10 protein-coding genes are annotated in these 17,083 nt (G+C 30.7%); all 10 read left to right on the forward strand.

What is annotated here, in order from left to right:
- Window positions 1-6: 6 nt before the first annotated feature.
- Complete coding sequence (locus HX062_RS07165; protein WP_286466940.1) at window positions 7-3,102, forward strand: SusC/RagA family TonB-linked outer membrane protein; 3,096 nt, start codon at window positions 7-9, stop codon at window positions 3,100-3,102.
- A 3-nt stretch (window positions 3,103-3,105) separates the two neighbouring features.
- Complete coding sequence (locus HX062_RS07170; RefSeq protein WP_286466941.1) at window positions 3,106-4,560, forward strand: SusD/RagB family nutrient-binding outer membrane lipoprotein; 1,455 nt, start codon at window positions 3,106-3,108, stop codon at window positions 4,558-4,560.
- Between the two features lie 411 nt (window positions 4,561-4,971).
- On the forward strand, window positions 4,972-6,294 hold the full coding sequence (locus HX062_RS07175; protein ID WP_286466942.1) for a tyrosine-type recombinase/integrase: 1,323 nt from the start codon (window positions 4,972-4,974) through the stop codon (window positions 6,292-6,294).
- A 17-nt stretch (window positions 6,295-6,311) separates the two neighbouring features.
- Window positions 6,312-7,370, forward strand: coding sequence for a hypothetical protein (locus tag HX062_RS07180; RefSeq protein ID WP_286466943.1), 1,059 nt, complete (start codon window positions 6,312-6,314; stop codon window positions 7,368-7,370).
- Between the two features lie 109 nt (window positions 7,371-7,479).
- Entirely contained in the window at window positions 7,480-7,755 is a 276-nt protein-coding gene (locus tag HX062_RS07185; protein ID WP_286466945.1) for a helix-turn-helix domain-containing protein, read from the forward strand.
- A 4-nt stretch (window positions 7,756-7,759) separates the two neighbouring features.
- Entirely contained in the window at window positions 7,760-10,162 is a 2,403-nt protein-coding gene (locus HX062_RS07190) for a primase-helicase family protein (RefSeq protein ID WP_286466946.1), read from the forward strand.
- A gap of 331 nt (window positions 10,163-10,493) precedes the next feature.
- Window positions 10,494-11,081, forward strand: a complete 588-nt coding sequence (locus HX062_RS07195) for a hypothetical protein (protein WP_286466949.1) — start codon at window positions 10,494-10,496, stop codon at window positions 11,079-11,081.
- A gap of 224 nt (window positions 11,082-11,305) precedes the next feature.
- Complete coding sequence (locus HX062_RS07200) at window positions 11,306-12,892, forward strand: type I restriction-modification system subunit M (protein WP_286466952.1); 1,587 nt, start codon at window positions 11,306-11,308, stop codon at window positions 12,890-12,892.
- A gap of 3 nt (window positions 12,893-12,895) precedes the next feature.
- Window positions 12,896-14,122: a restriction endonuclease subunit S gene (locus HX062_RS07205; protein ID WP_286466953.1), complete on the forward strand. Its 1,227-nt coding sequence runs from the start codon at window positions 12,896-12,898 to the stop codon at window positions 14,120-14,122.
- A 12-nt stretch (window positions 14,123-14,134) separates the two neighbouring features.
- The gene (locus HX062_RS07210; RefSeq protein WP_286466954.1) at window positions 14,135-16,972 is read left to right on the forward strand and encodes a type I restriction endonuclease subunit R; all 2,838 of its coding nucleotides are present in this window, start codon (window positions 14,135-14,137) and stop codon (window positions 16,970-16,972) included.
- The last annotated feature ends 111 nt before the right edge of the window (window positions 16,973-17,083 follow it).

Consider the following 17,083-nt stretch of genomic DNA (forward strand, 5'->3'; position numbering starts at 1 on the left):
AGGGATATGAAAAATATTGTTTTAATACTTTGTCTTATCCTACCAAGTATCTTGATAGGGCAAATACAACGAAGTGGGGTTGTAAAAGATCAAGCGACAGGAGAAGCATTGATTGGCGTAACAGTTGCCATCAAAGGAACATCAGAAGGAACAATGACTGATGTTGATGGAAACTTTTCTATTGTTACCCTAGATCACAGTGAGTTAGAGTTTAGTTATATCGGCTATAAAAATGCTGTAGTAAAGGTAGGAGTTCAAACTGTATTTACGGTTGCTTTACAATCCGAAAGCCAAGGACTTGGAGAAGTTGTAATTACCGCATTAGGAATCAAAAAAGAGAAGCAAGCACTGGGCTATGCTGTTCAAGATTTTGATGGAAAAAATTTAGAGAAGGTAAAAGAGAGTAATGCAATTAGTTCTTTAACCGGAAAGGTTGCAGGACTTAACATAAAGAATTCGGGGGATTTGTTTCAAAATCCAGATGTGAGTTTAAGAGGTGCAAAACCGTTGATTGTGATCGATGGTATTCCAGATCGAACAGCAGATATTTGGCGAGTTAACTCCGATGATATTGAAAATATAAGTGTTTTAAAAGGGGCTACGGCTTCTGCACTATATGGTTCAGTAGGAAGAAGTGGTGCTATAATGATTACAACAAAAAAAGGAAAAGAAGGCCGATTAACAGTATCTGCGAATAATTCTACGATGTTTCAAACGTCTTTTTTAAGAGTGCCAAATAGACAAACAACGTATGGAAATGGAAATCAAGGAAAATACGCTTATATAGATGGTACAGGTGGAGGTACAGAAGGTGGAGGCTGGATATGGGGACCAAAGTTGGATCAAATAGACCCCACTACAGCAAGTGGTTATTTCGAAACACCTCAATATAATAGCGAAATAGATCCTACCACAGGGCAGCTAATTCCTATACCGTTTTTGTCAAGAGGAAAAAATAACGTTGAGAATTTTTTCCGTACTGGATTAATCCAATCCAATAATGTAAGTATTGATTGGGGTAGTAATAAAGCGAGTTTTCGTCTTTCACTATCAAATCAATATCAAAAGGGGATTGTTCCCAATACAGACTTAAATAATACTTCCTTTGCTATTGGGGGTAGTCTAACCCCAACAGATAAGTTTACTGTTTCATCTAACCTGACTTATAACAGACAGTTTACAGATAATTTCCCAGAAGTGGGGTATGGCCCAACGAATTATTTGTACAATTTGTTGTTGTGGACGGGAACAGATGTAGATATACGAGATTTAAAGAACTATTGGAGACCAGGACAAGAAGGAGTGCAACAAAGACATTACAATATTTCCTATTATAACAATCCTTATTTTCAAGCCTACGAATATTTGAGAGGATATAACAAAAATAACCTATTCGGTAATTTTAATCTCAATTATGAGTTTGCACCTGGCATTAGTTTTAAATCTCTCGGAGGAATAAACTACTACGGATTGGATAGAACGTATAAAGAACCAAAAAGTTATATTGGGTATGGAGCTAAATCAAGAGGTAATTATACAATTGAAGGAGAGAGTTATTTTGATATAACAACTGACTTTGGGTTTAGAGTAGATCGCGATATTACAAGTAGATTACGCCTAACTGGAGAGGTTGCTTATTCTCGATACAGAAGAAATTGGAATAAACTGAGCAGTGCAACAGATGGTTTAAATATTGCAGGATTTTACAGTCTAGCTAATAATGCGGGTCCAACCATTATTTCTTCTAATAGAGAAGAGAAAGAGGGAATCAACAGTTTTTATGGATTTGTGGATTTAGAATTCGATCAAACGTACTTTTTGTCTTTAACAGGACGTAATGATAAGGTTTCTACTTTACCAACTGCTGCTAATTCATTCTTTTATCCCTCTGTAGCTTCGTCTATCGTTGTATCCAATATCGTGTCAATGCCTTCTTGGATTGATTTTGCCAAAGTAAGAGGTTCATGGGCACGAGTGTCAGAAGGTCGCATTGGTAGCAATCCTTATAATCATATTCAAGGATACGAACAAGGTACTACTTGGGACGGTATTCCTTCTACTTATTTCGGAAACTCTTTGTTGTCCAGTAATTTAAAACCAGAAACTTCAGATACTTGGGAAATAGGTACTTATATGAGATTCTTTAAAAATCGCTTTAGTTTTGATATCGCTTATTATCAAACCAAAGATTTCAACAATCTTATATATATGCCTTTGTCTTTGGGAACAGGGTATGAAAACAACCTAATAAATGGAGATGAGTTTAAGAGAAAAGGAATAGAAATTGTCTTGGAGGGTACGCCAATTAAGAATGAGGATTTCGAATGGAATACAGTAATAAATTTAAGTACGTATAGAAAATATCTAACTGAATTAGCAGAGGGGCGTACACAGACAGATAAATACATTAAAAAAGGAGATCGCGTTGATGGAATGTATATTAGCAAGTACCAATATGATAAAGAAGGCAATGTAATATATGAAAATGGATATCCCGTAGCTGATCCGTATAGTCGTTTTATTGGTCACTCAGATGCTGATTGGACCTTTGGATTAACCAATACATTCAAATATAAAAATGTTGTATTGAGTTTTACTTTAGATGGTCGACTAGGAGGTATGATGTTTTCACAAACCAATCAGAAAATGTGGTGGGGTGGTGTAGATCCAGGTACAGTAAATCAGTTTAGAGACGATGCTAACGAAGGCTTGAATACCTTTATCGCAAAAGGAGTAAAGGTTGTATCTGGACAAGTAGAGTATGATAGTAATGGGAATATTGTAAGTGATACCCGCGTTTTTGAAGCAAATGATGTAGCTGTAAATTACAATGCATTTATGCAGACGACAAGTAATAATGCAGAGAAGAATTATCACTACTACAAACAAGATTTTATCAAATTAAGAGACCTTTCTTTAACCTATCAACTACAACCTAAGCAATTGGAGAAAACAGCATTTAGTAGCTTGAGCTTCTCTCTTATTGGGACGAATTTGTGGATGGCATCTAAAATTAAAAACATAGATCCAGATTCAGGAAAAGACGCCTTACAAACCCCTACAATGAGAAGTATAGGATTTAATATTAACGCTAAGTTTTAACTAATGAAAAGATTTTTTTTACCACTGATAGGGATTCTTAGTTTAGCCACAGTAGTTGTGAGTTGCGAAAAAATAGATAACCTACAAGACGACCCAAACAGAGTACAAAGTGTTACACCTGATCTGTTGTTAACTACGATTATTATTGATGCTGCCCAGAATATATCTACTGACAACGCATTAGCAAGTAGACAACTAACAAATACAGATGGCGTGAGCAATAGCCAGTATTACAATTGGCAACGTGCGGATTTTGACAATTATTACAAGCTGAAACAAGTACAAAAAATGCAAGAAGAAGCTGCAAAGTATGAACAAGAAGTTTATTCTATTCTAGCCTTATTCTTTAATTCTCATTTTATTTTTCAGACTACCTTGGTTTTTGGCGATGTTCCATATGCTGAAGCACTCAAAGTGGAACAAGGAATTACAAAACCAAAGTACGATACACAAAAAGAGATCTTTGTACAAATACTCAAGGATTTGGAGCGTGCAAATGAATTGTTAGCTGAAAATAATGATCCAATTAAAGGGGATATACTATACAAAGGCGATCGCTTAAAATGGAGAAAATTAGTGAATACTTATGCTTTAAGAGTATTGATTAACTTATCTAATAAAACCGGCGATAGCGATCTTAAAGTAGTAGAACACTTCCAGAAGATTGTAAATAACCCAGAGCAGTATCCTATTTTTGAAAACAATCAAGACTCAGCCTTTCTACACTTTGTAGACAGTAAGGCGAATCAATATCCAACTTTTAATAGTAATTCAATGCAAACGGCTTACTATTTAGAAGAGTCTTTTGTTAGTAAACTACAGGAACTCAAAGATTCGCGTTTGTTTAAATTTGCTGCTTTAAAAAATAAAAGACAAGATAATGATATAACTAATTTCGAGAATTATGGAGGTCTAAAAGGAAGTGGTGTATTGAGTGACAATGTGAAAAAGGCAGTAGCAGGAGAGGCTTCTAGAATTAATGAGAGATACTATAACAATCCAATCAATGAGCCGAGTAGTTTAATCAGTTATTTTGAATTGAATTTTATCTTAGCTGAAGCTGCACAACGCGGGTGGTTACCAACGGATCCATCGATGTATTACAAACAGGGAATTGAGAGTTCATTTGCCTTTTTTAAGGCAGAATTACCAGCAGATTATTTAGGCAGTAAAGGAGTTGCTTTGGATGGGAAGAATGACTTGGAGCTCATCCTAACGCAGAAACATATTGCTTCTTTTATGAATACAGGATGGAATACGTTTTATGATCATAGACGTACTGGTTTTCCCACGTTTAACGTAGATGGAGGTGGAGTATTGAATCAAGGTAAAATACCACAGAGATGGATGTACCCAAACTCGGAAGTAATTAGCAATAATGACAACCTGTCTCAAGCAATTGAAAGACAGTTTACCCTTGGAGATGATATTAATGGGGTGATGTGGCTGATGAAATAGCAAACAAAAATTAAAATAAGTAGTATAAACCTGTAGACTTTCGTTTACAGGTTTATTTTTTTCCCTATTTCAGCTAAGCGAATGCAATACAGCCTTGCATAGAAGCACAAATTCAAAGTAGACTCTTCAGTTTACTTGATGGAAATCCCTACAATTTATACAAATAAAAAAGCCTAACTATTTAATTATCAATAGTTAGGCTTTTGTTTCTGTGGAGTCGCCGAGAGTATTGCTAATGAAATTGTTTGAAATTATTTAAAACTAATTAAAACATAATACTGTTATTAATCAGTACATTACAAATATAAATATTTTTTAAAGTTACATTTTATTTTAACTGATTTAATTTTTGTGTGCAAGTTGTGTGCAAATTTATTAAATTTGAGTTTATACATTCAAAAATATTTAATAATGTCTGCTGTAACATTCTCTTATCGTTCTACAAAAGAAAAAGCACCTTTAGAAGTTCGTTTATCATTTCGTATTGATGGAAGTAAAAATCCTTACTCTTTTTATTGTCGTTCTAAAATTATTGTTGAAAAAGTTTATTGGAAAAATTTACATACTAAAACTGATTTTCCTAACTACAGAGATATTGACAAACAAAATGAAGTAAAAGAAATAAAAAACAAGCAGTTTGCTATAAATGAAGAAATTGAAAATATCAGAACTCATATATTAACGGCTTTTGATTTAGTACCAAGCGATGAGGTTTTAAAAGTAGTAAATAAAAAATGGTTAGAATACCAAATTGATATTTATTACAACCCTCCTAAAACTAAGGAAGAAGAAGAACAGGCTAAAATTCCAACTGACTTAATCAGCTATATTGATTATTATTTAGATTATCGTAAACACGAAATTTCGGAATCATTACGCAAAAAGAACAATGTTGTTAAAAACAAATTGATTCGTTTTCAGAAAGAACGTAAAAAAACAATTTTAATAAAAGATGTAAACGATAAGTTCAAACAAGAATTTGTAGCGTATCAAAAAAAACATGGTTATTCTCAAAACACTATACAAAGAGAATTAGTATTTATAAAAACATTTTGCAGACACGCTTCTTTTGTAGGATTAGAAACACACCCACAAATGGAAGGTTTACGAATAGATAGAGAAAAGGTAATTCCTATTTACTTAACTTTTGAAGAGATAGAACAAATAAAAGAAACTAATAATTTACCTGAGTATTTAGATAATGCACGAGATTGGTTAATAATTAGTTGTTATATAGGGCAAAGAGTATCTGATTTTATGAGATTTAAAAAAGATATGATTCGCATTGAAAATAATGAAATGTTTTTAGAGTTCACTCAAGTTAAAACTAAAAAACCTATGACAGTACCAATACACCCAAAAGTTATTGAAATACTAGAAAAGAGAAACGGAGATTTTCCAAGAAAAATATCAGATGTGAATTACAACTTATATATAAAAGAAGTTTGCCAACGTGCTGGAATTACACAAATTGTAAGTGGAAGTAAAAAAGTTGAAACAGCACCAAAGAGTAAACAATATAGAAAAGTATCAGGAGAATTTCCTAAATATGAACTTATAACCTCTCATATTGGAAGACGTTCTTTTGCTACTAATTTTTACGGAAAAATACCAACAACCTATTTAATTTACACCACAGGGCATTCTTCAGAAGCAATGTTCTTGGCATATATCGGAAAATCAAACAAAGATTTAGCAAAAGAAACAAGTAACTATTTTAAAAGCATTGTTTAATTAACTAATAGTCAGTTATGAAAGAAAAAAATAATGATTTCAATTTTACACCTAAAAGCATTGAAGAAGAATTTAATACTGAATATAGAAAAATTCAGCAATTAGGTAATACTTTCATTAATTTATTCAGAAGTTTCGAAGATGATAATGAATTTATGCAGGCTTTTCAAAATGAATTTTCAAATACAGCATTAAAACCAGATGTCTCGAAATACTGGATAGGACAATTTGGAGAAGAAAATGTAAACGCTACTATACTAAAATTAAAAGGAATTCAAAGCAACATTGAAAAAGTTCCTTCAGAAAAAGAATTAAATGATGAGTCAAGAAAATTTTATAACCTAATAGGAGAAGGAAAAGAACCGAAAAAATGCTATACTCATATTATTGTAGAAACCAATATTTATCAACAGTTTAGAAATATTGAAAATATACTTAATAGTTTCAAAGAAATGAAAGACTTTGATATTTCAACAGATAGTTTGTTACAACAAGCAAAAGAGTTTGGCGAAGGTCTAATTTCAGAAATACAAAATCTAAATTACGAGCCAATAAGAACAAAAATCATTGAAACAATTATAAACGACAAAGAAAATATAAATTCACATTTAAATGGATTCTTAAATAATAACTTCAACAAAAAAGAATTTGAAGATAATTATGCAAAAGCTAAAATGTACTTAGATAATTATTTGAAAATATATTTAGAAACACAAGTACAAACAATAAAAGAAAACAATCAATCTAATACCATTGAGAAAAAACCTACAAAGAAGGAAGGATATCTTTTTAAGATTGGTTTAAAATTAGCTTTGGGAGAACTTGATGAAGATTTAATTATTAAAGAAGGTAATATTTTACTTAATACAGATTTAAGCTTTCGAAAATTAGCTGATAAATATATGCTTAATGAAGTTTATCTAAAATGTACGATTGCAAACTACACAGTTTCAAATCAAAATAAAAATTTACGTAATAATCCCGAAATAATTAAAAAAGTATTAACACATTTAAAATCAATAGGTAAAGAACCAAAAGAATGGTTTCTAAATGAGTTTGAAACAATAGTACTGTAATAGTACCAGTACCAGTTTAAGTACCAAGTCGTTCGCTATAAATTTGGGGTATTCAATTGAAAATGAAGCCCTGACGAGGGTTTATTAATTAACTCAATATTATAAGTCAATGAACGATTTAGTTTTTAGTCCTATAAACACGGACACACTTATTGAAAGAATAGCTCAAAGAACAGCAGAGCTATTAATTAATCAAGCACCTCAACGTCAGGAAACAGAACAAGAAGAATTTTTGACACGTACTGAAGCAATGCAGTTTTTAAAAATTACAACAGCCACGCTTTGGAGATACGAAAAGAAAGGTAAAATCACTTCACACGGTATTGGTGGCAAACGCTACTTTAAAAAGTCTGAGTTAGAACAAAGTTTAGTTCAAAAAAAATAGAGCTATGAGTACACAAAACACAAATAGCTCTAATATTCTTGTAGCTGAGAATATGAGTAAATATACGGATTTTATAACAGAATGGCAAACAGACTTTACTTCACGAATAAAACAAGCCTTAAACAGTCAAAAGCACGTTTTTACAATAAATGATGCTATTGAAAAAAGTGAAGGTCGACGTACACCTTTAGATAATGTATTTATAGAGCATTTTAAATTTATAAGCTCAAATCCATTAGGGAAAAACGATTACTTCAAGTATCTAAATAGTTATAAAAAGGGTAAGAAGCTAGATGAAAAGTATTTTAAACACGATTTAGAATTATTACATCAATTATATAAAAAGGTAGATGAAAACCCAAGTTATACACCATTTTCAAAAAACAATTGGGAAAAGTACGTTTTGTTTATACTTCTAAAGTTCACAGGTTTGTATAAACCCGAAAAAATGGACGAAGTTTTTAACGTTAAAATTGATGAAAATCGGGAATACAATCCAATAACATCTTTATCACGTCCTTTACGTGGAATGTTACCACCATCACTTAAATTAATAGAATTTGACATTTACAGAGCGTATCCAACTTTTATTGATTTAGAGTTAGGTATTAGCCGAAATGAAGACGTTTACAGCTTAATAGACAAACGAAAGTTTAATAAACTAATAAATATTCATAATGAGATTGAAGGCACTTCAATTGAAAGCGTACGCAATGAATTAAGATGTGTTTATGATAATCGAGTTGATGAGGTTATAACAGAAAAACGCTTTTATAATAAAGGGCAAATGTTTCGAGATTTAACTAAATACGAAGCTAACTATATCAACGAATTTGTAAACGCTAATAACATTGTAAAATATGTACGTCTTCACGATGCAGTAATTGTTTTAGAAACCACAGAAATAACTCAAACAGAATTTGAAACGGTTAAATTTAATACTAAAGAGGTAAAACCGCCAGCAGTTATAAATAATAAGAAAAGCTTTTACCAAATTGATGCAGATAATAGAGTTATTACTCAACCCGTTTTTTATAAAGAGTTTTTTGAACAAGAAAATTTTATAAGAATTACAGAAGCAGAAACTGATAAAATAACCATTTTTAAAGACTCTAATAACGTAGTTAAACCTTTTAATTATAAAACAGATACTGTTTCTTATTTATCCGAAAAAATAAACGAATATGATACAACGGCAGTACAAAATCAAATTACACGAGATATTAATAACATCATTAACGGGGGCTTTCTATTAATGAAACCCAAAAAACTTATTTATTACACTGATTTACAAAATGAATTTGGAATACCATTTAAAAATGGTTTTTGTAAATACACTAAAGGAAATGAACAAACGGAAATTTTGGAGTATGAAGAAGTAAACGGATTTTTTGCACAACATCCAACACAAGAAAAAAACTTTGAGTTTAAAGAATATGTTGAACCTTGTGAATTTGAACGTTTTCTTACTATGGTTTCAGTTGCAAAAGACCCAATTAAAGAAACGCTTACAGCAACAGAAAACAAAATAAGAATGCAATTCTTTAAAATGTTTGGTTATTTATGCCATAGCTACAAAGACCAAAGTTTTAGCCCTGCAATCATTTTGTCAGATGAGGGAGCTAATGATATTAGCCGAAAAGGTGGAAGAGGAAAAACTCTAATCACTAAAGCTTTACAGAATGTTAGAAATACCAAAATTAAAGGAGGTAATGAGTTTGATGGTAGTTACAGACACAAGTTTGCAGACCTAGAACAAGAACACAAAATCTATGTTATTGATGATGTATTGGCTGGTTTTAATTATGATGACCTTTATACTAATATTATTGGAGATATTACCTGTGAACGTAAAGGAAAAACAGCAATAACAATTCCTTTTAAAGATGCTCCTAAATTTGTAATAACCACAAATTGGGCAGTTCGATATGATGCTGAAGCAACTTCAACTCACAGACGTTTTTTAGAGTTTAAATTAACTGATTATTTTAATCTTGATAATACACCTAATGATGTTTTTAATCGTAGATTATTTGAAGATTGGGATTCTGATGAATGGAATCGTTTTTACAATTTTGTGTATGCTTGTGTTGGTTATTATTTAGAATTTGGTTTAGACGCACCGAAGTATGATAAAGAAGAAGATAATTACAGGGCATACTTTTCTAATGATGTTATTACAGAAGAGTTTGAACGTGTTTTTAGTTTAATTTCAAATAAAGCAGATGGTTTTAATGCAACAGACTTTCTTAATTTATATAAGTCAAATGACAATCCATTGCGAAATGAAAGTTATTTTCATCATAAAAATATCAAAAAATTCGTTGATGCCTATGTAAAGTATAAAAAATTAAACTTTGAATATAATCTAACAAAAAGAAAGTGGTTTAATAAATCCGATTTTTAAGAGTTAAATGTAATTAGGACAGTTTAATTACAATAAAAATGACACTTAAAAACGATGACAACTCTCAGATTTAGGTAACTATTACGGTAATGACAGTAAATAATAATGTATCGTGTGAAGAAAAATAATGTACTGAAAAAACAATGTACTTAATTTATAAATATAAAGATACAGATTTAACTGTCATTACCGTAAATCTAAAAATAAAGTGCTAAATAACAATATGTTATAGTAAAAATGATTGTAACATCAATTGTAAACCTATTACATTGTTTACGAATGATAGAAAACCAAAGTTCTCTAAACATTTAGGTTTCAAAAAAAGAATAATATGCCTAAAAAAAACACATTTCCAACATTATATGATGAGGTTATACAGCTAAAAATCACTAAGCTCAAAGAATGGAATTACCTCAACCCTAACCAAATAAAAAGTGGTATATTCACTTGGAGTAGCAAAGGAAAGAAAAGAGATGCTATAATAGTAACAGTAAACACAAAAGAAGAACAGCCTTATGTTGAGTTAAATTATAATTATAAAAATGAACCTCAAAATTATAGAATCAATTTAGTTTGCGTACCCTCAAATTTAGGTAATGGCTTTGTTTGGTATTTTCTTTGTCCAAGAACAAATAAGCGATGCCGAAAAATGTATTTAGTAAATGGATATTTTATACAGCGTGAAGCGTTTAAAGGTTGTATGTATGAAATACAAACCTATAGTAAAAAGAATAGGCAAATTAATAAAATACTCAGTACGCATTTTAAATTAGATAAATTATACAGCGAGTTGAATAAAAAGCATTTTAAAAAAACGTATGCGGGTAAACCAACAAAAAAGTATTTGCGTTTAATGGAACAAATACAAGAAGGTGAAAGCATACCTTATGAAGAAATTGAAAAATGTTATTTTAGCTAGTTTATTGGGTTAATTCATTATTTTTTTGTACCTTAATACTACCTGAAAACCATTTATACTTAGCCGTATCTAATGTTTGTAATTTATTTTAAAACTCCTGAAGTAATAATCAGGAGTTTTTTATTGCTTTTAATTATTAGCTATAATACAGTTTATCTAATGGTTTTAGTTTTTTTGACTAATGTTCCCTTTTTACTTATCTTTCCATTTTAAAAAACTAAACAATGTCAGAAGAACAAAAACGAATCCTAGAAGGCAAACTTTGGGATATTGCCAATATACTACGTGGTAAAATGAATGCGAATCAATTTCAAGATTATATCTTGGGATTTATTTTTTACAAATACCTTTCAGAAAAAATATTAACAGAAGTAAACGAAGTATTAGCACCTGATGGAATTACCTATTTTGATATAGAAGAAGGAACAACGCAAGGCGATGCTGATTTAGAAGAACTAAAAGCAATTTTAGTAGAAAAGGTTGGTTATTTCTTAAAACCTTCTGAATTGTTTTCGTCTTTAGCTAAGAAAGGAAATGCAAAAGCAGAAGATGACAACGAAGAAAGCATTGATGTTTTTATCTTAGAAGATTTAGAAAAGGTTTTGCGTAATATAGAACGTTCTACACTTGGAACAGAATCGCAAGATGATTTTGATAACTTATTTTATGATATTGATTTAAACTCGCAAAAAATAGGTAAAACACCGTTAGAGCGTAATCAAACCATATCTAAAATAATGAATGCCTTAAACGAAATTGATTTTGATTTAGCCAATACAGAATCTGATGTTTTAGGCGATGCGTACGAATATTTGATTGGTAAATTTGCCGAAGGTGCTGGACAAAAAGCAGGCGAATTTTATACACCTCAACAAGTTTCTACCATTTTAGCAAAAATTGTAACTGCCGATAAAACCAAACTAAAATCGGTTTATGACCCAACCTGTGGTTCGGGTTCTTTGCTTTTGCGTGTAGCAAAACAAGTAGATGAGGTTGGGCAGTTTTACGGGCAAGAAATGAACAGAACAACGTACAACTTGGCTCGAATGAACATGATTCTGCACGATGTATCGTATTTAAAATTTGATATTAAAAACGATGATACATTAGAGCGACCTCAGCACGCAGAACAACAATTTGAAGCCATTGTTGCCAACCCACCATTTTCTGCCAATTGGAGTGCCAATCCGTTGTTTATGGACGACGAACGTTTTTCGCAGTTCGGAGCATTAGCACCAAAAGGAAAAGCAGATTTTGCCTTTGTGCAACATATGTATCATCATTTAACCGAAAACGGAACAATGGCAACTGTGTTACCGCATGGTGTTTTGTTTAGAGGAAGTACAGAAGAAAAAATTCGTAAACATTTTATTGAAGAATTAAACGCTATTGATGCCGTAATTGGTTTGCCAGCCAATATCTTTTTTGGTACAGGTATAGCCACTTGTATTTTGGTATTAAAAAAATGCCGAAAAGACAGCGAAAATATTTTGTTTATAGATGCAAGCAAAGGTTTTGAAAAACAAGGCAACCAAAACGTTTTATTGCCCGAGCATATTAATGCTATTGTAGAAACATACAAGAACAGAACAACGGTAGATAAGTTTTCGTACTTAGCAACGCTTGATGAGGTACGCAGTAACGAGTACAACTTAAACATACCTCGTTATGTAGATACGTTTGAGGAAGAAGAAGCGATAGATATAAATGCAGTTGCAGAAGATATAAAACAGTTGGATATAGATTTACAAACCAACCAACAAACCATTATAGATTTTTGTAACCAACTTAATATAAAAACACCTTTTTAAGCAATGGAAAATTTACAACCAAAATTGAGATTTCCTGAGTTTAGAGAGGATTGGAAATTATTTAAAATTAATGATGTTGGTTTAGTAATTACAGGTACAACACCTTCAACTTCTGTAAAAGAGTACTATAACGGTAGTAATTTATTTTTAAGTCCTGCTGATATTGATGATAATAGATTTGTTTATAATACAAAAACTACTTTATCAGATTTAGGATTTAGTAAAACAAGAAAATTAAAACCTAACTCAATCGCTTTTGTATGTATTGGGTCAACAATTGGAAAAATAGCACAAGTAAAAAAGGAATTTTCAACTAATCAACAAATAAATTCGATAGAGTTTAAAAATGATTTTAATGAAGATTTTAGTTATTATACTTTATTAAAAGAGAGTTCTAAAATTAAATTGATGGCAGGAGTACAAACTGTACCTCAAATTAATAAAACAGAATTTTCAAAAATTAAAATATCTTACCCAACCCTACAAGAACAAACCAAAATCGCTGATTTTTTAGGAGCAGTAGATAAACAGTTGGATATTCTTAACCAAAAGAAAGAAAAACTAAACCTTTACAAAAAAGGAACAATGCAACAATTGTTTGCTCAACAAATCCGCTTTAAAGACGATAACGGAAACGATTTCCCTGATTGGGAAGAGAAAAGATTACTTGATTTCGAAAATCTAATTCATGGAGATGGTGATTGGATTCTAGCTAAAGATATAGATTCAGAAGGAAATATTAATGTTATTCAATTAGGGAATATTGGAAAAGGTAATTTTATTGATAAAGATTACAAAAAAATAACGATAGAAACATTTAATGAGATAAAAGGTACTCCTATTAAAAAAGGAGATTTATTGATAAATAGAATGTTGAATAATTATAAATTACATTCTTGTCTTTTTCCATATAATGGAGATTATATAACAAGTGTTGATGTTTGTTGGATTAGAGAAAATATTTATTTTAATAATTATTTTTTGAAAAGTTTATTTTCATGGGAAAAATCACAAGAAATATTTGTTAGCTTATCTTCAGGAAGTGGAAGAATCAGAATTAGTAAGAAAAATCTTTTTGAAAGATTTGTGTTTAAATTACCATCAATAGAAGAACAAACCAAAATCGCTAACTTTTTATCAGCAATAGATACACAAATAGAAGCCGTAGAAAACCAAATAACCAAAACCGAAACCTATAAAAAAGGATTGTTGCAACAAATGTTTGTGTAAATAATACAACTTATGACTACCCAATCAGAACAAGCACTAGAAAATAAAATGATTCAACAATTGGTTAGCAATGGTTACGAGCGTGTAACCATTACTAACGAAGATGATTTAGTTGTAAACCTAAAAAAACAACTAGAAAAGTTTAATCATACTACATACTCAGATTCAGAATTTAAGCAAATCTTAAATCATTTAACCAAAGCATTAAATCCGTTTGATAAAGCAAAGGTTTTACGAGATAAGTTTTCGTTTAAAAACGATGATAATGAAACTGTTTACGTCGATTTCTTAAACATGGAGCATTGGTGTCAAAACGAATACCAAGTAACTCACCAAGTAACCATGCACGGCAAGTACGAAAACCGTTACGATGTTACTATTTTAATCAACGGTTTGCCATTGGTACAAATCGAATTAAAAAAACGTGGTTTAGAAATTAAAGAAGCCTTTAACCAAGTGTTGAGGTATCATAAACATAGTTACGGTGCTGGTTTAGGGTTGTTTCAGTATGTGCAATTGTATGTGATAAGTAACGGAACAAATACAAAATATTACACCTACAGCAAAGACCAAGATTTTAAATTTACGTTCTATTGGACAGACGAGAAAAACAAACGTATTTCTGATTTAGAAGATTTTACCAATACATTTTTAGATAAATGCCATGTAAGTAAAATGATAACGCGTTATATTGTTTTACACGAAGGCAATAAACAAATTATGGTTTTACGTCCGTACCAATATTATGCGGTAGAAAAGATAATTGATAAAGTAAAAAACAGCACTACCAACGGTTATATATGGCATACAACGGGTTCAGGGAAAACGCTGACTTCATTTAAAGCAAGTCAAATTTTATCTAAACTACCAAAGGTAGATAAGGTTGTTTTTTGTGTAGATAGAACCGATTTAGATTATCAAACATCAAGAGAATTTAACGAGTTTAGTCCTGGTTCTGTAGATTCTACAGATAATACTAGGAAATTAGTACAACAATTTGCCGATGTAAATACTAAACTAATTGTAACCACCATTCAGAAATTAAACACCGCTATCAGCAAAGAAAAGCATACGAAAGTAATGAACGATTTAGCGGATAAAAAAGTGGTTTTTATTTTTGATGAATGCCACCGTTCACAATTCGGAGAAACACATAAAAGAATTGTTCAGTTCTTTAAAAATCATCAAATGTTTGGTTTTACAGGAACACCAATTTTAACTGAAAATGCACATTCAAGAAACGGAGTTAAGAAATTAACAACCGATTTATTTGGCGAACGTTTGCACGATTACGTTATTACCGATGCAATCAATGATAATAATGTACTGCCGTTTGCTATAGAATATGTTGGAAGATATAAATACAAAGAAACATCTAAAAACAATTTAGATATTGAAGTAGAAGCTATTGATACCAAAGAACTTTTTGAAAGTGATGAACGTATTGAGAAAATAGCCGATTACATTATAAACAACCATGCAAGTAAAGCAAAAAACAAAGGCTTTACAGCGATGTTTTGCATTAGCAATACCAAAACATTAATTAAGTATTTTGATTTATTCAGAAAGCTAAAAAACGAAGGAAAACATAATTTAAAAATTGCAACCATCTTTAGTTATACAGCAAATGAAGATGCCAATGAAGATAAATCAGGAGAAATTCCTGAAGAAAATTTAGACTTCAGCAATGCAAAAGTTGATATTCATACAAGAGATGTTTTAGATAAATACATAGAAGAATACAATAAGGAGTTTGGTACAAGCTATTCAACAAAAGACAGCAAATCGTTTAACGATTATTACAAGAACGTAGCAAAACGAGTAAGAGAAAAAGAAATTGATATTTTATTTGTTGTAAATATGTTTTTAACGGGTTTTGATTCGCCAAACTTAAATACCTTGTATGTTGATAAGAATTTAAAATATCATGGCTTAATTCAGGCTTATTCACGTACAAACCGATTAAAAGGAGAGAATAAACCCTACGGGCAAATTGTTGTTTTTAGAAACCTTAAAAAAGCAACTGATGATGCAATTGAATTGTTTTCTAATAGAGAAGCTAAAGAAGTTATTATTGTACCACCTTTAGAAGATTATATTGACCAATTTAATGAAGCAGTAGCAACACTTTTAGTAATTGCTCCAACTTATCAAAGCGTTGATGATTTTTATTCAGAAACTCAAAAATTACAATTTGTAAAAGCGTTTAGAGAATTATTGAGGTTAAAAAACCGTATGGATACTTATGCAGATTTTAACTTTGCAGATTTAGTTATAGATGAACAAGCGTTTAATAACTACAGTTCTAAGTACCAAGATTTAAAACGTGAAGCAGAAAACGCACCTAATAAAGATTCAATTTTAAACGAAGTTGATTTTCATTTAGAGTTGATTCATAAGGATATTGTAAACGTAGATTATATTTTACGTTTGTTAGCCAACTTAGAAGAAGAAGAAATTGAAATAGAAACCAAGAAAAAACGTCAGTCAGAAATTTTATCAATGGTTGATAACGACCCTGTTTTAAGAAATAAAAGAGATTTAATAGAAAAGTTTATAGTTGAACAATTGCCTGTAATAAGCTCAAAAGAAGATGTTACAGAAGCTTTTGAAAACTTTACGAATACAGAGAAGGTAAAAGAGTTTAACTATCTTGTATTAGAAGAAAATATAAATGAAAGTAAATTAAAAGAAGCTTTAGAAAGCTATATGTTTACAGGAAGATTTCCAACTAACAATGAATTAGTTGAAACGCTTAAAGAAAAACCATCGTTTAGAGAACGTAGAACAATAGGCGAACGATTAATTTCTAAAGTAAATTACTTTGCTGATAGATTTTTGAGAGGATAATATTTTAAAGTTTAAAAGAAGGTTTAAAAGCCTTCTTTTTATTTGATAAAAGTAACTTTAAAAACATTTAGTGTGCAAATTGTGTGCAAAAATAAAACTGAAAAAGCCTAA

The sequence above is a fragment of the Myroides sp. DF42-4-2 genome (assembly GCF_030326445.1).
Classification (GTDB): domain Bacteria; phylum Bacteroidota; class Bacteroidia; order Flavobacteriales; family Flavobacteriaceae; genus Flavobacterium.